The sequence below is a fragment of the Pseudomonas sp. IT-P176 genome (genome assembly GCF_949767245.1).
Lineage (GTDB): Bacteria > Pseudomonadota > Gammaproteobacteria > Pseudomonadales > Pseudomonadaceae > Aquipseudomonas.
Genome location: NZ_CATKPN010000112.1, coordinates 89125 through 109004, shown reverse-complemented (window position 1 = coordinate 109004; position 19880 = coordinate 89125). Strand labels below are relative to the sequence as shown.

At 61.2% G+C, this 19880-nt stretch carries 14 protein-coding genes; 10 read left to right on the top strand and 4 right to left on the bottom strand.

Annotated features, from left to right (window positions below; genetic code table 11):
* Window positions 1-40: 40 nt before the first annotated feature.
* Window positions 41-1342: an ATP-binding protein gene (locus ACM6IP_RS25650; protein ID WP_414862577.1), complete on the bottom strand. Its 1302-nt coding sequence runs from the start codon at window positions 1340-1342 to the stop codon at window positions 41-43.
* Window positions 1343-1346: 4 nt separating this feature from the next.
* On the bottom strand, window positions 1347-2048 hold the full coding sequence (locus ACM6IP_RS25645) for a response regulator transcription factor (RefSeq protein WP_095168397.1): 702 nt from the start codon (window positions 2046-2048) through the stop codon (window positions 1347-1349).
* Between the two features lie 262 nt (window positions 2049-2310).
* Here ACM6IP_RS25645 and ACM6IP_RS25640 point away from each other — a divergent pair, with 262 nt between their 5' ends.
* The 3 genes from ACM6IP_RS25640 (at window position 2311) to ACM6IP_RS25630 (ending at window position 7351) form a co-directional block, all read left to right on the top strand.
* A complete protein-coding gene (locus tag ACM6IP_RS25640; protein WP_320334394.1) occupies window positions 2311-3468 on the top strand; it encodes an efflux RND transporter periplasmic adaptor subunit in 1158 nt (385 codons plus the stop codon).
* A 16-nt stretch (window positions 3469-3484) separates the two neighbouring features.
* Entirely contained in the window at window positions 3485-6583 is a 3099-nt protein-coding gene (locus ACM6IP_RS25635; RefSeq protein ID WP_414862576.1) for a multidrug efflux RND transporter permease subunit, read from the top strand.
* 123 nt (window positions 6584-6706) lie between these two features.
* Window positions 6707-7351, top strand: coding sequence for a DUF1345 domain-containing protein (locus ACM6IP_RS25630; RefSeq protein ID WP_095168403.1), 645 nt, complete (start codon window positions 6707-6709; stop codon window positions 7349-7351).
* Here ACM6IP_RS25630 and ACM6IP_RS25625 read toward each other — a convergent pair.
* Window positions 7348-8175 carry a fibronectin type III domain-containing protein gene (locus ACM6IP_RS25625; protein WP_414862575.1) on the bottom strand — a complete coding sequence of 276 codons (828 nt, stop codon included), beginning with the start codon at window positions 8173-8175 and terminating at the stop codon, window positions 7348-7350. The two genes, ACM6IP_RS25630 and ACM6IP_RS25625, sit on opposite strands and share 4 nt — an antisense overlap.
* Window positions 8176-8432: 257 nt before the next feature.
* Between ACM6IP_RS25625 and ACM6IP_RS25620 the strand changes: the two genes are divergently transcribed.
* The 7 genes from ACM6IP_RS25620 (at window position 8433) to ACM6IP_RS25590 (ending at window position 15195) form a co-directional block, all read left to right on the top strand.
* Window positions 8433-9470 carry a LacI family DNA-binding transcriptional regulator gene (locus ACM6IP_RS25620; RefSeq protein WP_095168406.1) on the top strand — a complete coding sequence of 346 codons (1038 nt, stop codon included), beginning with the start codon at window positions 8433-8435 and terminating at the stop codon, window positions 9468-9470.
* A 106-nt stretch (window positions 9471-9576) separates the two neighbouring features.
* Window positions 9577-10371: a sugar phosphate isomerase/epimerase family protein gene (locus ACM6IP_RS25615; RefSeq protein ID WP_414862574.1), complete on the top strand. Its 795-nt coding sequence runs from the start codon at window positions 9577-9579 to the stop codon at window positions 10369-10371.
* Window positions 10364-11350 carry a sugar kinase gene (locus ACM6IP_RS25610; RefSeq protein ID WP_414862573.1) on the top strand — a complete coding sequence of 329 codons (987 nt, stop codon included), beginning with the start codon at window positions 10364-10366 and terminating at the stop codon, window positions 11348-11350. The genes ACM6IP_RS25615 and ACM6IP_RS25610 overlap by 8 nt, the downstream gene beginning before the upstream one ends.
* Before the next feature lie 113 nt (window positions 11351-11463).
* Window positions 11464-12765 (top strand): MFS transporter, encoded by a 1302-nt coding sequence (locus tag ACM6IP_RS25605; RefSeq protein ID WP_159995558.1) that lies wholly within the window; start codon window positions 11464-11466, stop codon window positions 12763-12765.
* A 20-nt stretch (window positions 12766-12785) separates the two neighbouring features.
* Window positions 12786-13778 carry a 2-hydroxyacid dehydrogenase gene (locus tag ACM6IP_RS25600; RefSeq protein WP_414862572.1) on the top strand — a complete coding sequence of 331 codons (993 nt, stop codon included), beginning with the start codon at window positions 12786-12788 and terminating at the stop codon, window positions 13776-13778.
* Between the two features lie 345 nt (window positions 13779-14123).
* Entirely contained in the window at window positions 14124-14408 is a 285-nt protein-coding gene (locus ACM6IP_RS25595; RefSeq protein WP_095168415.1) for a response regulator transcription factor, read from the top strand.
* Window positions 14409-14460: 52 nt separating this feature from the next.
* Window positions 14461-15195 (top strand): response regulator, encoded by a 735-nt coding sequence (locus ACM6IP_RS25590; protein ID WP_414862571.1) that lies wholly within the window; start codon window positions 14461-14463, stop codon window positions 15193-15195.
* Window positions 15196-15254: 59 nt separating this feature from the next.
* Here the strand turns inward: ACM6IP_RS25590 and ACM6IP_RS25585 are convergent, their stop codons facing one another.
* Window positions 15255-19853, bottom strand: coding sequence for an RHS repeat-associated core domain-containing protein (locus tag ACM6IP_RS25585; protein ID WP_414862570.1), 4599 nt, complete (start codon window positions 19851-19853; stop codon window positions 15255-15257).
* Between the last annotated feature and the right edge of the window lie 27 nt (window positions 19854-19880).

Sequence of the window (19880 nt, the reverse complement as noted above, 5' to 3'; positions counted from 1 at the left end):
CGAATTGGATCTGATATCACGATAACCATACCCCCAACGATCAAGGCAGTATTGGCAACCACAACCGAAATCGCGCCCCGCCCAGCGGCGACGCCTCGACGGTGAGGGTGCCGCCCTGGGCTTCCAGGGCCCGGCGGCTGATGGCCAGGCCCAGGCCGAAGCCGCCCGTGGCGCGGTCGCGGCTGCGGTCGAGGCGGTAGAACGGTTCGAAAATCCGCTCGCGCTCGTCGTCGGGGATACCGATGCCGTCATCGTCGACCCAGATCTCGCAACCTTCGGGCCGCACTTGCACACCAATCTGGATGCGCTTCTCGCAATAGCGCATGGCGTTGCGCAGCAAATTCTGGATAGCCCGGGCGGTCAGGCGCGGGTCGAGGCTGAAGCGTTCGAGATGGCCGTGCAGCAGCACGTCGATCACGATTTCCGGCGACTCCAGCTCTTCGTCGACACTGCCCAGGATGCTGTCGATGAACTCGTCCAGTGCCACCTCGACCTGCTCCGGCAAACGTGCCGGGTTTTGCAGGCGGCTGTAGGACAGCAACTCGAGGACCAACTCGTCCAGCTCACGAATGTGCGCCACCAGGCCTTGCAAACGCTCACGGCTGGCGGCCGGCAAGTCATCAGACAGCGCCAGGGCCAGGCCGAAATCCAGGCGAGTCAAGGGCGTGCGCAGCTCATGGGATACCGCGTTGAGTAGGTCGCGCTGCTGGTTCAGCAAGTTCTCGATGTCGCCGGCCATGGTGTCGAAGACGTGGGCCAGGCTGCCGATGTTGGAGCTGGCAGCGATCTGCGTGCGTTCGCCCAGGTGACCTTTGCCGAAACGTTCGGCGGTGTTGCGCAGGCGCTCCAGATCGCGCCAGTGCGGGCGCAGCCAGATCAGCAGGCAGGCGAGCAGCGCCGCACCGATCAGCACATTGATGCCCCAGTACAGCAGGCTGACGTCCAGCGGGTCCGGCGGCACCACCAGCTTGACCGCCTGCGATTCATTCAATGGCGCCGCGGCCAACGTGCGCCAGCCCCAGTCACCGGTGCGCACGGCCATTTCACCGCGCTGCAAACGCTCGCGTTCATGGGCGGTGAAACCCTCATCGCTGATCGGAACCACGGCGATCTGCAACGGACTAAATTGTTGATCCAACTCAGCGGCGAGGGCCGGCCATTGAGTGCTCGGCACGCCTTGAAACTGCTTGACCAGCAGGTTCTGCACGCCCCGGGAGTGGTCCAGGTTATAGCTGGAAAAGCGCTCGTGAAAGACCTTGACCACCAGGTCTGGCACCAGGTAGATCGCCGCACTGAAGGTGACGATGGTGATCAGGTACAGGCGGATCAGGATGCGCAGCATGGCGTCAGCATTCCCACTCGGAACGGCTGAACAGATAGCCCTTGCCCCACACCGTCTTGATCTTGCGCGCTTCGCCGGCGTGGTCGTCGAACTTGCGCCGCAGCTTGGAAATCGCCACGTCCACCGAGCGATCGGTGCCATTGAACTCGATGCCGCGCAAGCGCTGCAGGATCTGGTCGCGGCTCAGCACTTCGCCGGCATGCCGGGCCAGGACCACCAGCAGGTTGTACTCGCCGCTGGACAGCTCCACCGGCTGCTCGCGCCAGGTCACGGTGCGCTCCGACAGGTCGATGCACAGGTTGCCCATGAGGATCCGGTCGCTGGCGCTTTGCGGTTCGTTGAGGCTGCTGCGGCGCAGCAGGGTGCGCACCCGCGCCAGCAGGACCCGGGGCTCGCAGGGTTTGGTGACGTAGTCGTCGGCGCCCATTTCCAGGCCCAGCACCTGGTCGTGGCTGTCATCACGAGCGGTCAGCATCAGGATCGGCAGGCTCGCCGAATCGGCGCGCAACAGCCGGCACACCTGCAGGCCATCGAGCCCGGGCAGCATCAGGTCGAGAATCACCAGGTCCGGCGGGTTGACCCGCGCTCGTTCACGCACCTGATCGCCACGGCTGATCACATTGACCTGATAGCCATTACGTTCGAGGTAGCTGGCAATCAGCTCGGAGAGCGCAGAGTCGTCTTCGACCAGGAGGATGTTGGGCATGGGTGTTTCCAGAAATAGCGATGGCGTCTGGACGGGTCCATCGCGGGCGAGCCCGTTCCCACAGGGGATTGCGCACCACAGATCATGTGGGAGCGGGCTTGCCCGCGAAAGCGGCTGAACAGACACAAAAGAAACCAAGGATATACGCCCTCACGCATGCAGGAGCAAAACCTTCACACAATTTCACACAGCCACTACAAAGCTTCACCGCTACCCTGGTCGGCTGCCCGTAGCATGCCTGGGTCATTATTGGGGTATTTACATGTCCAAGAACCTGCTTGCACCGCTCAGCCTGATAGCACTGGCATTGATGCTGAGCGCCTGTGACAAGTCTTCCAGCGTCGAGGAGGCCGCGCCGCTGGCCAGCGTGCGCATCGAAACCATCGAAGCTCGCCCCCTGTCGATCAGCAGCGAGCTGAGCGGGCGGATCGCCGCGCCACGCATCGCCGAAGTGCGCGCCCGGGTCGCCGGGGTAGTGCTGCAGCGCACCTTTCGCGAAGGCAGCGACGTGAAACAGGGCCAGGTGTTGTTTCGCATCGACCCGGCGCCGTTCAAGGCCGACCTCGACAGCGCCGACGCGGCGCTGCGCAAGGCGCAGGCCAATGCGTTCCAGGCGCGCCTGCAGGAAAAACGCTACGCCCAGTTGATCAAGGACCAGGCCGTCAGTGCCCAGGATTACGACAATGCTCGTGCAGCCACGCTGCAGGCCAATGCCGACGTCGCCGCCAACCAGGCCGCCGTGGCCCGTGCCCGGCTGAACCTGGGTTACGCCACGGTCACCGCGCCGATTTCCGGGCGCATCGGCCGCGCGCTGGTCACCGAAGGCGCACTGGTCGGACAGAACGAAAGCACGCCCCTGGCGCTGATCCAGCAACTGGACCCGATCCACGCCGACCTGACCCAGTCGACCCGCGAGCTCAACGAGTTGCGCCGCGCCTTCCGTGCCGGGCAGATGCAGCAGGTTGGCCAGGACCAGGCCAAGGCCACGCTGATCCAGGACGACGGCAGCCACTATCCGTTGCCGGGCAAGCTGTTGTTCTCGGAAATCAGTGTCGACCCCGGCACCGGCCAGATCATTGTGCGCAGCGAGTTCCCCAACCCCGACCTCGACCTGCTCCCCGGCAGCTTCATTCGTGTGCGCCTGGAGCAAGCGGTCAACCAGCAAGGCATCAGCGTGCCGCAACGGGCGATCCAGCGCGACAGCGCCGGCATTGCCCAGGTGTTGCTGCTCGACAGCGAGGACCGGGTCAGCCAGCAAGCCGTGCAACTGGGCCAGGTGCAACAGGACCGCTGGATCGTCAGCGCCGGCCTCAAGCCCGGCGACCGCATTGTCATCGAAGGCCTGCAGCACGCCCGTCCCGGCGACAAAGTAGCCATCGACGCCACCCCTCTTGAGCACGCCCTGGTCACCGGGCAGTAGGCAGGACGCAGATTTTATGCCGCATTTCTTTATTGACCGCCCGGTGTTCGCCTGGGTGGTTGCACTGTTCATCCTGTTGGCCGGCGCCCTGGCCATCCCGCAACTGCCGGTGGCCCAGTACCCGGATGTGGCGCCGCCACAGATCGAAATCTACGCGGCGTACCCGGGTGCCTCGGCACAAACCGTCGATGAAAGTGTGGTCAGCCTGATCGAGGAAGAGCTCAACGGCGCCGACCATCTGCTGTATTTCGAATCCCAGAGCAGCCTCGCTTCGGCCACCATCACGGCCACCTTCAAGCCGGGCACCAACCCGGAGCTGGCCCAGGTCGATGTGCAGAACCGCCTCAAAGTGGTGGAGTCGCGCCTGCCGCAAGCAGTGATCCAGCAGGGCTTGTCGGTGGAGAAAGTGTCTTCCGGCTTCCTGCTGATGATCACCTTGACTTCCAGCGACGGCAAGCTCGATGAAGTGGCGCTCAGCGATTACCTGGCGCGCAACGTGATGAACGAGATCAAGCGCCTGGATGGGGTCGGCAAGGCTTCGTTGTACGGCGCTGAACGGGCGATGCGGATCTGGATCGACCCGCAGAAACTGATTGGCTTCAACCTGACCCCGGCCGACGTCAACGCCGCGATCGTCGCGCAGAACGCCCAGGTTTCCGCTGGCAGCATCGGTGATTTGCCGACCCACAACAGCCAGGAAATCACCGCCACCGTGCTGGTCAAGGGGCAATTGTCGACGCCCGAAGAGTTCGCCGACATCGTGCTCAAGGCCAACCCCGACGGCTCCATCGTGCGCATCGGCGATGTGGCGCGGGTCGAGATCGGCAGCCAGGAATACCAGTTCGGCACCCGCCTCAACGGCAAGCCGTCCACCGCGGTCGCCGTGCAGCTGGCACCTGGCGCCAACGCGCTGAACACCGCCACCCTGGTGCGCGAGAAGATGGACGAACTGGCCCGCTACTTCCCGGCTGGCGTCGAATACAAGATCCCCTACGACACCTCGCCCTTCGTCAAAGTCTCGATTACCAAGGTGGTCTACACCCTGGGCGAGGCAATGCTGCTGGTGTTCGCGGTGATGTACCTGTTCCTGCAGAACATCCGCTACACGCTGATCCCGACCCTGGTGGTGCCGGTGGCGCTGATGGGCACCTTCGCGACCATGCTGGCGCTGGGCTTTTCGATCAACGTGCTGACCATGTTCGGCATGGTGCTGGCCATCGGCATCCTGGTGGACGACGCCATCGTGGTGGTGGAGAACGTCGAGCGGATCATGGCCGAAGAAGGCCTGTCGCCCAAGGAAGCGACCCGCAAGGCCATGACCCAGATCACCGGGGCGATCATCGGCATCACCCTGGTACTGGTGGCGGTGTTTATCCCGATGGCGTTCATGCAGGGTTCGGTGGGGGTGATCTACCAGCAGTTCTCGCTGTCGATGGCCACCTCGATCCTGTTCTCGGCGTTCCTCGCGCTGACCCTGACCCCGGCGCTCTGCGCGACCCTGCTCAAGCCGGTGGCCAAGGGCGAGCTGCATGCCAGGAGCGGATTCTTCGGCTGGTTCAACCGACGCTTCGAGCAGTTCACGGATCGCTACCAAGGCTGGGTGGCCTATGCGCTGAAACGCAGCGGCCGCTACCTGCTGATCTACGGCGTGTTGCTGGTGGCGCTCGGCGTGCTGTTCAGTCGCCTGCCCTCCTCGTTCCTGCCGACCGAAGACCAGGGCTACACCATCACCGACATTCAACTGCCGCCGGGCGCCAGCAAGAACCGCACGGTGCAGGTGGCGCAACAGATCGAGGCGCACAACGCCAGCGAAGCGGGAATCGGCGACAGTACGGTGATCCTCGGCTTCAGCTTCTCCGGCAGTGGGCAGAATGCGGCGCTGGCCTTCACTACCCTCAAGGATTGGTCGCAGCGCGGCAGCGATGACTCCGCGGCCTCGATTGCCGAGCGCGCCAATATCGCCTTCAGCCAGATCAAGGACGCGGTTGCCTACTCGGTGCTGCCGCCGCCAGTCGATGGCCTGGGCACTTCCAGCGGTTTTGAGTTCCGCCTGCAAGACCGTGGCGGCCTGGGGCACAGCGCGTTGATGCAGGCGCGTACGGCCTTGCTGGACGCCGCTGAAAAAAGTCCGATCCTGGCCAATGTGCGCGAAAGCGCCCTGGCTGAAGCGCCGCAAGTGCAATTGATCGTCGACCGCAAGCAGGCCAATGCCTTGGGCGTGTCGTTTGCCGACATCGGCAGCGTATTGTCCACCGCGGTCGGCTCCAGCTACATCAACGACTTCCCCAACCAGGGACGGATGCAGCGGGTGGTGGTGCAGGCCGAGGGTGATCGACGCAGCCAGGTCGAAGACCTGCTGAAGATCCACGTACGCAACAGCAACGCGAATATGGTCCCGCTGTCGGCCTTCACCCGGGCCGAATGGACCCAGGGGCCGACCCAGTTGACCCGCTACAACGGCTACCCGGCCGTGAGCATTTCCGGTGAGCCGGCCCCTGGCTACAGCACCGGACAAGCCATGGCGGAAATCGAACGCCTGGTGGCCCAGGGGCCGGCGGGGCTGGGCCAGGAATGGACGGGGCTGTCATTGCAGGAACGCTTGTCGGGCAGCCAGGCGCCGATCCTGCTCGGTTTGTCGTTGCTGATCGTGTTCCTGTGCCTGGCGGCGCTGTACGAAAGCTGGTCGATCCCGACGTCGGTATTGCTGGTGGTGCCGCTGGGAGTACTCGGTGCGGTACTGGCGGTGACCTTGCGCGGCATGCCCAACGACGTGTTCTTCAAGGTAGGACTGATCACCATCATCGGCCTGTCGGCGAAGAACGCGATCCTGATCATCGAGTTCGCCAAGAGCCTGTACGACGAAGGCCACGACCTGCTCGACGCCACCCTGCAAGCCGCGCGCCTGCGCCTGCGGCCGATCATCATGACCTCGCTGGCATTCATCCTCGGCGTGGTGCCGTTGGCGATCGCCACCGGCGCCAGCTCGGCGAGCCAGCAAGCCATTGGCACCGGGGTCATCGGCGGGATGATCACCGCGACCCTGGCCGTGGTGTTTGTGCCGGTGTTTTTTGTGGTGGTGATGAAGCTGGTACGCAAGCGTCACAAGGACATCTGACCAACGTCACTGGTGGGAGCTGGCCGGCCAGCTCCCACACCGGACCTCATCAGGCTCACCGGTGTGGCCACACTAGACCGCGCTGCGCTATGGTTCTTTGAAGTCCCATTGCAGTGAGCCCCCATGCCCCACCTCGTCCGCACTCACCCACGCCTCACCGCTGCCACCCTGATTGGCGTCGCGGCAGGTATTCTGGCGCCCGCCGACTCACTCGTCAGCAAAATCCTCATTGGCTGGAATGCCGGCGTCTGGACCTACCTGGCCCTGATGCTGTGGCTCACCGTCCGTTCGCGTGCCGATCAGGTCAAGCGTATCGCTGAGGTCGAGGATGAAAACGCCGGGCTGGTGCTGTTCATCGTCAGCATTGCCGCCATCGCCAGCCTGGTCGCGATCACTGTCGAGTTGGCAGGCACCGGCGATCTCGGCACCTCGCAAAAGCTTGTGCGCTACGGTTTTACCGGGGTGACGGTGATCGGTTCCTGGCTACTGATCGGGATGATTTTCAGCGTGCACTACGCGCGACTGTTCTACACCTGGGATGGCAAGGAACCGGCGCTGCGCTTCGCCGAGGGCCTGAAGCACCCCGACTACTGGGACTTCCTGTACTTCTCCTTCACCATCGGTGTCGCGGTACAAACCGCCGACGTCGGCGTGGCCACCCGGGACATTCGCAAGATCGTGCTGGCACAATCACTGATCGGCTTTGTGTTCAACACCGCAATACTGGGCTTTTCGATCAATATTGCGGCGGGGTTGGTCGGTAGCTAACGCGCAGCAGTCGTCGTCGCCTGTATGGTCGTCGAGCCCGAGCGCTTGCCCAGAACGTCCACTGCACGCACCGAAAAACTGTAAGTCGTGCCAGGACTTAACCCTTCAATGCGTCGGTAGGTGCCGGCGGCTGTAGCCCGGTACACCGTATCTACAAAAATTTCATAACCTTCAATACGGACGTCGCCATAAGAGGGAAGCCATCCGACGCTGATGGTGTCACGGGTGATGGCCGCAATGACCCTGAAGTTACCCGGAATCGTAGGCCCCCCCAGATCCGGAATTGATACCATCAAGGGGTCGGAATCGGCATGGTTTCCATCGGGATCCTGCGCCCGCACCATGAAAATATAAGTCGTCGCATCATTCAGATCGGCGACCGCATAACGAGTACTATCTGTATTGCCGATCAGTTTCCCGTCGCAGAAAATCTGATACCCAACCACCCCACCATTGTCGACCGACGCCACCCACGCCAGGTTGACTCTATTACCAACCACACTTTCAGTGCGTAAGCCCGTTGGCTTGCTCGGTGGCATCCGATCCGGCACATACCGCCCTATGCGAGCCCGACTCGGGTTGGAGCGGATGTTGCCCGCCGCCTTGGCATAGAGATAAAAAAAGTACTCCTGATTAGGGTTCAATCCGTTGATGACGCACGGTGGTCGGCTCACGGTAATGGTGGCAATCCCCTCGGCCATGACCTCATAACCCGAGGCGTTATACGGGCAATAGACGCACCGGGTGTAGGGCTCATCCCACGTCAGGAGCGCGGTTGTCGCGCTGGTTCTTTCTCCTCGAATTCCACCGGGACTGCAAATCATGATTGAAGCTCCTGCGCACGTTAACCTTGTGTCACACAGTGTCAGGCGAAACCAACCTGTCGCGCACCTGACAGATCTGCCAGTTGCCTTTGTGCCCACGTCGTGATCCGGACGATGGCGCACGCGCTTGATCAATTTTTTTCGATACGGGCATTTTCGAGCTTGACGGCCCAAGGGCTTTTGGTATCTTCTGAAACCGGTTTCAGCGATAGTTAACCTACGCTGCTGCCGATAATTCCAAAAATAAGGTCGTCGCCGTGAACAGTTTTTCCGCCGCCCAACGCAGCCGCGTGACCATGCTCGATGTCGCCGAACGTGCCGGGGTGTCCAAAGCCAGCGTGTCACGCTTCATCGGCGAGGACCGCGCCTTGCTGTCCGATGCCATCGCCTTGCGCATCGCGCAGGCGATCGACGAGCTGGGTTATCGCCCGAATCAGATGGCTCGCGGTCTGAAACGCGGGCGCACCCGCCTGATCGGCATGCTGGTGGCCGATATCCGCAACCCCTATTCGATTGCCGTGATGCATGGCGTGGAGACCGCCTGCCGCCAGCACGGCTACAGCCTGGTGGTGTGCAACACCGACCGCGATGACGAGCAGGAAAGCCAGCACCTGGCAGCGTTGCGCTCGTACAACATCGAAGGCCTGATCGTGAATACCCTCGGCCATCATCCAGAACAACTGCGTGAGCTGCACCGGGAAATGCCCATGGTACTGGTGGATCGCAAGGTCGAGCACCTGCACAGCGACCTGGTCGGCCTGGACAACCCCGCTGCCGTCCACACCGCCCTGAGCCATCTGCAGGAGCAGGGTTATCGCCAGGTGCTGCTGGTCAGCGAGCCCTATGACGGCACCAGTTCGCGGATCGAGCGGGTCAGCAGCTTCACCGCGCAAATCGCCCAACGCCCGGCCTTGTCGGGGGCGGTGGTGGAGACCGGCAGCGAGCTGACTGCACGTATCCAGGCCTTCCTCTCTGACGCCCCCGATGTGCCTAAAGCCCTGTTCTGTGCCAACGGCATTGCCGCCCTGGCGGCAACCCGTGCGCTGCGTGAACTTAGATGCGACTTGTTCGCCGACGTCGGCCTGATCGCCCTCGATGATCTGGACTGGTACCCGCTGGTGGGCAGCGGCATCACCGCCCTCGCCCAGCCGACCGAAGCCATTGGCGCCAGTGCGTTCGACTGCCTGCTCAAGCGCTTGCGCGGCGACGATGGGCCCGTGCGAACCCTGGATTACCCGGCGCAATTGATTGTGCGCGGGTCGACGCACCCACGATCCTCCAGCACTAACGGCTAATCCGCACAGGCACTTGCTAGGCAACCAAACGCAGCCTGCGCAGTTGCTACAGATGTGTGCAGATTTTTTTGAACAAAAATGAAACCGGTTTCAGAGGTCAATAACAATGAGTAAATCACCTGTTTCCATCAGCTTGTCCAGCTACGGCGCCGACCTGGTTCGCCAGGTTGGCCAACTGGCATTCGTCGAGATCCTGGCCAAGGCCGGGGCCCAGCGAATCGAGTGGCGCGAAGAATTGCTGACCAGCGAGGACCCGCGGGAACTGGCCCACGCCATCGAACAACAGGGGCTTGAGGCGGTGTTTTCCTCGCCGCTGGAATTGTGGGTGGCCGGTCGCTCGCAGCCCAACCCATTGCTGGCGGCGACCCTCAAGCGCGCCGCGAGCTTCGGTGCCCGGTGGCTCAAGGTGTCGCTGGGTTACTTCACCGACAACAACGACCTGCACAGCCTGGCCGCGTGCCTGGCCGCGTGCCTGGCCGAGCATCCGGTGCAGTTGCTGGTGGAAAACGACCAGACCCTGCACGGCGGACGCATCGAGCCGTTCCAGCGTTTTTTCGCGCAGGTGGAGCAACACGCGTTGGCGGTGCGGATGACCTTCGATATCGGCAACTGGTCATGGCAGGACCAGAGCGCCACCACCGCTGCGCGCCTGTTGGGCCGGCATGTCGCCTACGTACATTGCAAGGCGGTGACCCGCCGCGCCGACAGCAAGCTGGTGGCGATCCCGCCGGCCGCCGACGACCTGCTGCAGTGGGAACAGATGCTACGGCACATGGCACCGGGCATCTCGCGTGCCGCGGAATACCCATTGCAGGCCGATGACCTGCAGCAACTGACCACCGAACACGTGGCCGTCCTCGCCCGCCTGGGTCAACCACGCCTGGAGCACGCCCATGTCTGAAGTCGATATCCTGTCGTTTGGCGAAACCATGACCATGCTGGTCGCCGAGCAGACCGGTGATCTGGCGCAGGTCGCGAACTTTCACAAACGCATTGCCGGGGCCGACAGCAATGTCGCCATCGGTCTGTCGCGATTGGGCTTCAAGGTGGCCTGGCTGAGCCGGGTCGGCGCTGACTCCCTGGGGCGCTTTGTCCTCGACGCTTTGCAACATGAAGGCCTGGACTGCTCCCATGTCGACGTCGATCCGTTGCACCCAACCGGCTTTCAATTCAAGTCCCGCGAGGAAGCCGGCGCCGATCCCCAGGTGGAGTACTTCCGTCGAGGTTCGGCCGCCAGTCATCTGTCGACCCAGGCGATCCAGCCGCAGTTGCTGCAAGCCCGGCACCTGCATGCCACCGGCATTCCGCCCGCGCTGTCGGCCACGGCTCGCGAGCTGTCTTTGCAACTGATGACGCAAATGCGCGCCGCCGGCCGCACCGTGTCGTTCGACCCCAACCTGCGCCCGGCGCTGTGGGCCAGCGAGCAGCAGATGATCACCGAGATCAACCGCCTCGCCGCCCTCGCCCATTGGGTGTTGCCGGGCTTGGGCGAAGGCCGCCTGCTGACTGGTTTCGACGACCCGGCGGACATTGCCGCGTTCTACCTGGATCAAGGCGCCCAGGTCGTGGCGATCAAGCTCGGTGCCCACGGTGCCTACTACCGCACGGCGCTGGACCAGGGCTTTGTCGCCGCCGTGCCAGTGGCGCAGGTGGTCGATACCGTCGGCGCCGGCGATGGTTTTGCCGTCGGCCTGATCAGCGCATTGCTTGAATGCCACAGCGTCAACGACGCGGTACGACGCGCCAACTGGATTGGTAGCCGCGCGGTGCAGAGCCGTGGCGACATGGAGGGTTTACCGACCCGGCTTGAGATGTCTGCTGAATTTGAGGCCGCCATCGCGAGCAGGCTCGCTCCCACACTGGATCGTATTCCAATGTAATTCCCCTGTGGGAGCGAGCCGGCGGCGCTCCGCTTGCTCGCGATGAGGCCAACCCGATCACTGAAGATTCCGATACCTGCTGCGACAAAAACAACAAGCTCAGGAGCACTGCCATGCAAACGCCCAAACTCGCCACCCGCCGCTGGTGGTACATCATGCCCATCGTGTTCATCACCTATAGCCTGGCGTATCTGGACCGCGCCAACTATGGCTTCGCCGCCGCCTCCGGAATGGCCGCCGACCTGATGATCACCCCCGGGTTGTCGTCGTTGCTCGGCGCACTGTTCTTCCTCGGTTACTTTTTCTTCCAGATCCCCGGCGCGATCTACGCGCAGAAAAACAGCGTGAAGAAGCTGATTTTCGTCAGCCTGATCCTCTGGGGCAGCCTGGCGACCTTGACCGGGGTCGTCTCCAACGCCTACTGGCTGATCGTCATCCGCTTCATGCTCGGGGTGGTCGAGGCCGCCGTGATGCCAGCGATGCTGGTGTACCTGTGCCACTGGTTCACCCGCGCCGAACGCTCGCGCGCCAACACCTTCCTGATCCTCGGCAACCCGGTGACCATGCTCTGGATGTCGGTGGTCTCCGGTTACCTGGTGCAGCACTACAGCTGGCGCTGGATGTTCATCATCGAAGGCCTGCCGGCCGTGCTCTGGGCGTTTATCTGGTGGCGCCTGGCCGATGATCGTCCGTCCCAGGCCAAGTGGCTCAACGACCAGGAGAAACACGACCTGGAAAGCGCCCTGGCCGCCGAACAGGTGGGCATCAAGGCGGTGAAGAACTACGCCGAAGCCTTCCGTTCGCCAAAAGTGATCATCCTCGCCCTGCAGTTCTTTTGCTGGAGCATTGGGGTCTACGGCTTCGTATTGTGGCTGCCGTCGATCCTCAAGCAAGGCGCGCAGATGGACATGATCGAAGCCGGCTGGCTGTCTGCCCTGCCGTATCTGGCGGCCGTTATCGGCATGCTGCTGGTGTCCTGGGGCTCGGACAAACTGCAAAAGCGCAAACGTTTCGTCTGGCCACCGCTGCTGATTGCCTCGGTGGCGTTCTACGGCTCCTACGCCCTCGGCGCCGAACACTTCTGGTGGTCCTACACCTTGCTGGTGATTGCCGGCGCGTGCATGTACGCGCCCTACGGACCCTTTTTCGCCATCGTCCCGGAAATCCTCCCGGCCAACGTCGCTGGTGGTGCCATGGCGTTGATCAACAGCATGGGCGCGCTGGGTTCGTTCGGCGGCTCTTATCTGGTCGGCTACCTGAACAGCTCCACTGGCTCGCCCGGCGCTTCGTACCTGTTGATGAGCGGTGCGTTGCTGCTGTCGGTGCTGTTGACCCTCTGCCTCAAGCCCGGCGCCAGCGACCGCGCACCCTCCAAGCAGACCGCGAACCAACCGCTGCTGGCGACCCACTCCTGAATTGAATGGAAGGTATACCCATGAACAAGCACATCGTGCTCTACAAAAAACTGTCGCCCGCGCTGATGATCCGCTTGCAGGAACGGGCACAGGTGACCCTGATCGACACGCTCGACAGCGACGGCCTGCAGCGCCTGCGCGCAGCCCTGCCGAGTGCCCACGGCCTGTTGGGCGCCAGCCTGCGCCTGGACGCCGAACTGCTGGACCTGGCACCCCGACTGGAAGCCGTCTCCAGTGTCTCGGTGGGAGTCGACAACTACGACATCGACTACCTGAGCGGCCGCAATATCCTGCTCAGCAACACCCCGGACGTGTTGACCGAAACCACCGCCGATACCGGTTTCGCGCTGATCCTGGCCACGGCGCGGCGGGTGGTGGAGCTCGCCAATCTGGTCCGCGCCGGACAATGGAACCACAACATCGGGCCGCTGCATTTTGGCAGCGACGTGCACGGCAAGACCCTCGGCATCATCGGCATGGGGCGAATCGGCGAGGCACTGGCGCAACGCGGGCATTTCGGCTTTGGCATGCCGATCATCTATCACAGTAACAACCCGAAACCGGCGGTGGAGAAACGCTTCAATGCCCAATACCGCAGCCTGTCGCAGCTGTTGCAGCAAGCCGACTTCATCTGCCTGACCCTGCCCCTGACCGCCCAGACCCAAGGCCTGATCGGTGCCGAAGAGTTTGCCCTGATGCGCCCCGAGAGTATTTTCATCAATATTTCCCGGGGCAAGGTGGTCGACGAAAACGCCATGATCGCAGCCCTGCAGCAGCGGCAGATTCGCGCCGCCGGTCTGGATGTATTCGAGCGTGAACCGCTGCAGCACGATTCACCGTTGCTGCATTTGGACAATGTGCTGGCGACCCCACATATCGGCTCGGCCACCCATGAAACGCGTGAAGCGATGGCGCGATGCGCGGTGGACAACTTGCTGGCGGCGCTGGCGGGTGAGCGGCCAGCAAATCTGGTGAACGAGGTGGTATGGCGCCAGAGGCTGGAAAGGGTCTGAGATCGGGCGCGCTTCGACCGATCGCTCCAAGCGTTGAAAATGTGATGAACGGCAGATCCGCAAGGGTCTGCCCCGTACAAGGGCTCGCGAGGGCCTAGAATCGGACCAAACCAGAGAATCCACCTACACAATTTTGAGAAACAACAGACAGAAATTTCTCACTCCCCTGCATTAAGGTGCAGCACCTGTTAGTTCTTACAGGTTTCAAGGCGTTGGATCCGCGTTATAACTGAGCCGAACCTACAGCGCCCTGAGCGGCGTCTGTCAGCAGGACGCAGGAACCACGCCCAGATTCAGGAAGGATCCTTCGCCCACCTCATTGATTGATAAATGGGAGTGCCTGTCATGAACCATTCAGCCCCAATCGCCATTCGCGCTCGCAACCTCCAGCCCGGGCTTGAGCGGCAAGCAACCGGACAGCCGTTGGGTATCACGCTGACCAACCGAGAAAAAGAAGTGCTGCTATGGAGTGCCAGAGGCAAGTCGTCCTGGGAAATCGGCCAGATCGTCAATTGCAGCGAATCCGGGGTGAATTATCACTTTGGCAATATCCGCCGGAAATTCGGCGTGAGTTCACGCTGGACCGCAGTGTTCAAGGCACTGGAGCAAGGTTTGATTCAACTGTCTTGAACCTGGCTGACTGCGGTGTACGGCGCGCCGTTGGCCCCTGTCGAGACACCGCATGAACCCTGCGCAATCGTTGTCCCAAACTGCCCCAAACCGCTGCGGTGAGACACCTGAAACACCTGTACAGCGCACACTGAACACACCACGCATCATTCTCGCCGACGACCATCCCGTGGTGCTGATGGGCGCTGAAATGGCCCTGTGCCACCCCTCCAGCCAGGGGTTCGCGGTTGTCGCCCAGGCCAACAGCGCCGATGAGCTGATTGACCGCCTGCAACGCACACCCTGTGACATCCTGATCAGCGACTACGCAATGCCCTATGGGGACTTTCCCGATGGCCTGGCGTTGATGGGTTATGTGAGACGCCACTTCGGACATGTGCGCTTGATCGTCATGACCATGCTGCGCAATCCGTCCCTATTGCAGGCGTTGCTCAACCAGGGCGCCTGCGCACTGTTCGATAAACGTAGCCCGTTGAGTGAACTCAGGCACGCGGTACAGAGCGTGGCCAGGGGGCGTCGCCATCTCTGCCCGACGTTCGCCAGGATTCTCGAGGCCCAGGCCTTGCCGGCATCCACTACCGACGCACCGTTGGTGAGCCTGTCAGAACGGGAACTGGAAGTGGTGCGCTTGTTTGTTCAAGGCCTGTCCGGCCGGCAGATCGCCGCACAGTTGAACCGCAGCGAAAAAACCATCAGCCGACAAAAACGCACCGCCATGGACAAGTTGGGACTTGTGCATGACGGTGGGTTGGTGGAGTTTGCGCGGGTGAGTGGATTACGTCCGTGAATGATCACGGACGTATTTCCCCACCGTTTGACTCATGGGTTGCAGCAAGGCTCACTTAATCACGACCAGTCTGCTTTTTTACTGTTTTTCTTTGAGTCAAAAACATTACTTCTAACCTTCCCAACGCTCACAGTGGTGGGTTCAACCCCTCCGCGTTTCTGGTAATCCTCTCTTTGAAATACATTCATTTTCCTCCATTCCTTTGTGGAAACTGGTTCCGGGGGCTCTGGTGTCGGCCTTGACTGGGCCTGCGCCGCAACCTGTTGTGGAGCGCTTCGTGGGGCCTGCTGCTCTGGGTGACGTCGGGCGCTGCTCTGCTGCTGTTGCATGACCGCGTGCCCGGGTGCAGCGCTTCGCGAACTGCTACCAGGCGCTTCTGCGGACGTTGCCCCCTGCTCAATTTTTGCGTTGGCGGCGGCGCGGCGATCCCAACGTCCTTGATCCGCCGCAATCTTGCGTTGGAATGTATTCGGCTCTTTTGTCACAGGTGCCGACGAAGGCTGAACCTGACGGGGAGCCAAAGATGCCCGAGGAATCCAAGGCGTAGGTGCCGGACGACGATACATATGCCCACTGTCATCTGCATTCATAATTGGCTCCCCGCCACAATACGCATACGGATTCAGCCCCCCCGCCCCAAACGGACTCCAACTATCCGGGCAATGAAACCGCATCAAACTCGGGCTGTACGCGCGATAACCATTGCCCAACAGATACACCCCGTTTTGCGTTTCCCGTAATACTCCGTTGTACGCCAATGCTGTTGCCACTGGCTGTTCGGCACTTTGGTTTCCATAGGCCGAATACGCGAGGGTATTGGTTGTGCCAGCGCTGACTTCATTGAATACCGTGCTTTTGAAATCACTGGCCAGCAATAGGGACTTTGGGTCAGCACCTGCCTGGTGCTCGGCGAGCACGACTCCATCCGCTCGCACGAAGGTGCTGCTCTTGGCACCTTGAATCCGGTTCGCCAGTTCGCCGTCGCGGTAAAAACGTTGCTCTGGTCCTTCTCCACCCTCCAGGCTGGTGAGGGTGTCCAGCGGATCGTATCCGAGGCCGCTGGGCGGCTCACCCGGCAGGCCGCTGATTTCGGTCAAGCGACCCAGGGCGTCGTACTTCAGGACGCGCTGCTCTTCGTCACAGATCAAATGTCCATCGGCGTCATACGCAAGCAGGATCACGGCAGGGTAAGGGCTACCCGCGTCATTCTCGACCTTGGTCAACTGCGCAGGGTCCTGTTTATTTTCGTAGCTGTAAGTCGCGCGATTGATTACACCATCCGCCGAGGTCGTGGTCACCGAGAGGAGGTTGTCCAGGGCATCGAATCTGAATACCTGCCGCGCGATGGCCTTGCCATAAGGATCGACCGGCGGTTGGCTGCCCTTGCACGTGTAGAGTATGAGCCGACCACGTGGGTCATAACCATATGTCTCGTCGCGCAACGGTACATCGCCCTCGCTTAACGTCCTCTGGACCAGTGCGTCGACTGCGTTGTAAACCTGGGTCAGCTGTTGCTCGGTACCATTGAGATCAAAGATCCGTTTGATCTCGCGACCAAATTCGTCGTACTGCAGGCTGATCGTTACCTGCTGTCCGCTGGCAGTGTCCTCGGTGCATATTGTCGCGACCTGTCCCAGATCGTCGTAAGTAAAGTCCGAGCGGGTCTCGCCCAACTGCGTAAACGTCAGTCGCCCCGCATCGTCATATTCGTAACGCTGGACCTGCTCAAGCACATCGGTATAACTCAACAGCCGGCCCTGGCGGCTGTAGTCGTAGTGCATGGTATAGGGCTTACCACTCTGGTCACGCTGCTCGCTCTTCAGCTCGCCCGTGGAGAAGTATTGGCGCTTGAGCTTCAGGCCCTGTTCCTCGCAACTGACTAGGCGAGCATTTTGCTTGTCATAGACATAATCCGCGGTGACTGCGCCGGGCAACTGTCGGCGCATCGGCTCCTCGCTCAACTGAGGGTTGTACTTATAGCTGATCAGTTGCTGGCTAGCCGTAGTCACCGTGTCGGGCTGAGTCAGGCCGGGAAGATAACTGAAGACTTGAGTCCGCCCACCCGTGGTGGCCTCTTTCATCCGCCCTATGCCATCAAACGCCTGCGTGCCTAGTACGGCACCATTGACACTGATTTCAATCGGCAAGTCTTCGGCGCTGTGCTGGAAATAGCTACGTCGAACTACCGCCCCGCCGGGAAGCGTGTTGCTGGTCATCCGGCCAAAACCATCGTAGGTGTATTGAGTCTTGGCTGCACGAGCATCGACTTCCAGGACGGTCTGCCCAAGACCGTCGTAGCCAAATTGATGCAGGCTTATGGCGGTACCCGCGGCATCGAAACGCTCGATGTGCGCCGGTTTTTCGAAAAGATTCAAGTAAGTAACGATCACGCCAGTCTTCAGCGACTCTGTGCCGGTCCCTTGCCGCCAGCTGCGCTGGATCGGCCCCTTCCAATCAGCAGTACCAATCGGGTCAGTCTGCTCATGGACTTGCACGCCGTCCGGGCCGGTCACGCAACACTGCGAGCCCCAAGAGTCATAGTCAAACTTACTGATCAAGGGCATTTGCTCCTCGCCCCTCCACTCCAACTCGGTTTCCTCAGTCAGGTGCCCCAGCGCGTCATAGCTCGCCGACCAGGTTGGACGGTATTCATCGGCCCGAATGGGGCTGTCGGCATTCTGCCGTTCTTCTTTGATCGCCCGATTGAGCCCGTCGAAGAATGTGCGGGTCGTGACCTTCTTGACATCCGTGACCTCCTGCTGGGCTTTCTGTCCATCCAGCGATGTCAGGTAGTAGGTGTAAGTCCGTGTGGCTTTAAACTCTTCATTATCCGGAGAAACCGTTTCACTGATGACCCGCTGCAACTGGTCGTACTCACTGCGAATTTTCACACCGTTATCGTCGTAACTCACCAACGACTGGCCGTGGATCAATGAGTCTTCTCGGGTAGTTACCTTCTGTACATGCTCGGTGTCACTATGATCGAAGCCGGTGAGGGTTTCGACGGTTTCCAGCACCTGTTCACCGGCGAGCGCGCTTTTGAGCGTGCCATAGGTGTACTCGGTGGTAGTGCCTTTGCCATTGAGCATCATGCACTGACTTGCAGGACGGCCGTGCTGGAACGGGTCTTTCGGCTGATTGTTGTAGGTGAACAGCGTCTGTAGCAACTCGACTTCGCTGCTGCCGTCAACCTGCTGCAGCGTCTCGCTTTCGCTGGTCAACCACTGTTTGAGTCCACTGCCATCCAGTGGATCCAGCGCTGTGTAGCGAACGTGGGTGCGCAGTGTCAGTGCACCTGCCTGGCCTTGTGGTGAGGGGACTACGGTGCTGTCCTTGCGGTTGCGGATAAAACCTTGCGGGTCGGCCGGGCAGCCATCGCTGGCCTCTTTGGGGTAGTAGGTGTGAACAGTCTTGACGCCGCTGGGGTCGACTTCCTCAATCAGGTTACCGTTTTCGTCAAATGCGCTGGACGCGACTTCTGCACGGTATCGGGTCGAGTCTCCTTCTATCTCCCAACTGGTCTTGGTCGCTTTGGGCATCTGAAACTGGGGTACCTGGCGCTCGAAGGGAATGTCTTCGGCGTAATAGGTGGTCGCCTCCCGAATCACACAAAGATCCTGGGTGGTTTTTTCTTCGGTCAATAAATGAAAACGGTTGTAGGTGCGATCGACCCAACGCACGGCTTTATCGCTGACAGTCTGGGTGGAGGTACTGCCGTACTCGTAGGTGTGAGCGACCGTATACAAGGGGTCCATCCCCTCTTCCCAACTGACCGTCTCCCCCGCCCCCAGGAAGTTTTTCGCCGTATACGTGTAGTTGACCTCCACCATCGGCTGTTCGGAGCCTGGGTAGGTGCGGTGGCGGGTCACCCGTGGCAGGTTGGGCCGGGTAACGCCCCCTGGATAGGGGTGCCCCCCGTCCTCGTACACAATGGTTTCACTGCCACCGACGGGGGTCTTGACCCCGTGCAGGCAGAGAATCCCGCGGATCGGCCCAGTGCCGTAATCAAAACGCCAGGAAGCGGCGTCGGCGGTGGGCAATACGATGGCGGTGACCCAGCCGCTGCCATTCAATGTCATTTGATAACGTGCCAGCGGTTTGCCGCTGCCATCGTTGTCGGGTTTTATCAGTATCTCGACGGAATAATCTTCGCGATTGATCCGCAGCAATTCGCCTTGGGCATCACTGACCGACTGCAAGCGCTGGCCGCCCCGAAAGGCCGCATACGTCAAACTGATGCTGTGGCCTGAAGGTGCGTAGATTCGGGTGGGCAATGCCACCCGATCATCGCTGCTGCCGCCGACGGTGAGTTCCTCGATCAACCCGGACTTGTGCACCACGCGGTAGGTGCCGTCCTGGTTGTTGTAGAAATGGAAACTGTCGAGTTTCTTTTCCTTGATGGCCGGCTCGGGGCCGCTGCCAGTGACCTTGAAAGTCTCCCCGGTGCTCAGGGCCAGGATGCTGTTGTGGGGGGTGAACTGACTCAGGTTGAGGTTCCAGCCAAGACCAAAACCGGAATCCAGGATATTGATCGGATTGAAGTTCAGGTTGAACAGAAAATCCGGCCCGCAAAGCCAGTTGCTCTTAATCTCGGGAAAATCGAGGGAGACCGTATATTGCCCGGTACGAGGATCAACGCCCCCTTGCAAGTAACTCATGAAAGTAAATGCTTGAGAATGCACAGC

Excerpts from the sequence above, each read along its gene's own strand:
- ACM6IP_RS25650 (WP_414862577.1), bottom strand. The coding sequence starts at position 1,342 with ATGCTGCGCATCCTGATCCGCCTGTACCTGATCACCATCGTCACCTTC.
- ACM6IP_RS25645 (WP_095168397.1), bottom strand. The coding sequence starts at position 2,048 with ATGCCCAACATCCTCCTGGTCGAAGACGACTCTGCGCTCTCCGAGCTG.
- ACM6IP_RS25640 (WP_320334394.1), top strand. The coding sequence starts at position 2,311 with ATGTCCAAGAACCTGCTTGCACCGCTCAGCCTGATAGCACTGGCATTG.
- ACM6IP_RS25635 (WP_414862576.1), top strand. The coding sequence starts at position 3,485 with ATGCCGCATTTCTTTATTGACCGCCCGGTGTTCGCCTGGGTGGTTGCA.
- ACM6IP_RS25630 (WP_095168403.1), top strand. The coding sequence starts at position 6,707 with ATGCCCCACCTCGTCCGCACTCACCCACGCCTCACCGCTGCCACCCTG.
- ACM6IP_RS25625 (WP_414862575.1), bottom strand. The coding sequence starts at position 8,175 with ATGATTTGCAGTCCCGGTGGAATTCGAGGAGAAAGAACCAGCGCGACA.
- ACM6IP_RS25615 (WP_414862574.1), top strand. The coding sequence starts at position 9,577 with ATGAGTAAATCACCTGTTTCCATCAGCTTGTCCAGCTACGGCGCCGAC.
- ACM6IP_RS25610 (WP_414862573.1), top strand. The coding sequence starts at position 10,364 with ATGTCTGAAGTCGATATCCTGTCGTTTGGCGAAACCATGACCATGCTG.
- ACM6IP_RS25605 (WP_159995558.1), top strand. The coding sequence starts at position 11,464 with ATGCAAACGCCCAAACTCGCCACCCGCCGCTGGTGGTACATCATGCCC.
- ACM6IP_RS25600 (WP_414862572.1), top strand. The coding sequence starts at position 12,786 with ATGAACAAGCACATCGTGCTCTACAAAAAACTGTCGCCCGCGCTGATG.
- ACM6IP_RS25595 (WP_095168415.1), top strand. The coding sequence starts at position 14,124 with ATGAACCATTCAGCCCCAATCGCCATTCGCGCTCGCAACCTCCAGCCC.
- ACM6IP_RS25590 (WP_414862571.1), top strand. The coding sequence starts at position 14,461 with ATGAACCCTGCGCAATCGTTGTCCCAAACTGCCCCAAACCGCTGCGGT.
- ACM6IP_RS25585 (WP_414862570.1), bottom strand. The coding sequence starts at position 19,853 with ATGAGTTACTTGCAAGGGGGCGTTGATCCTCGTACCGGGCAATATACG.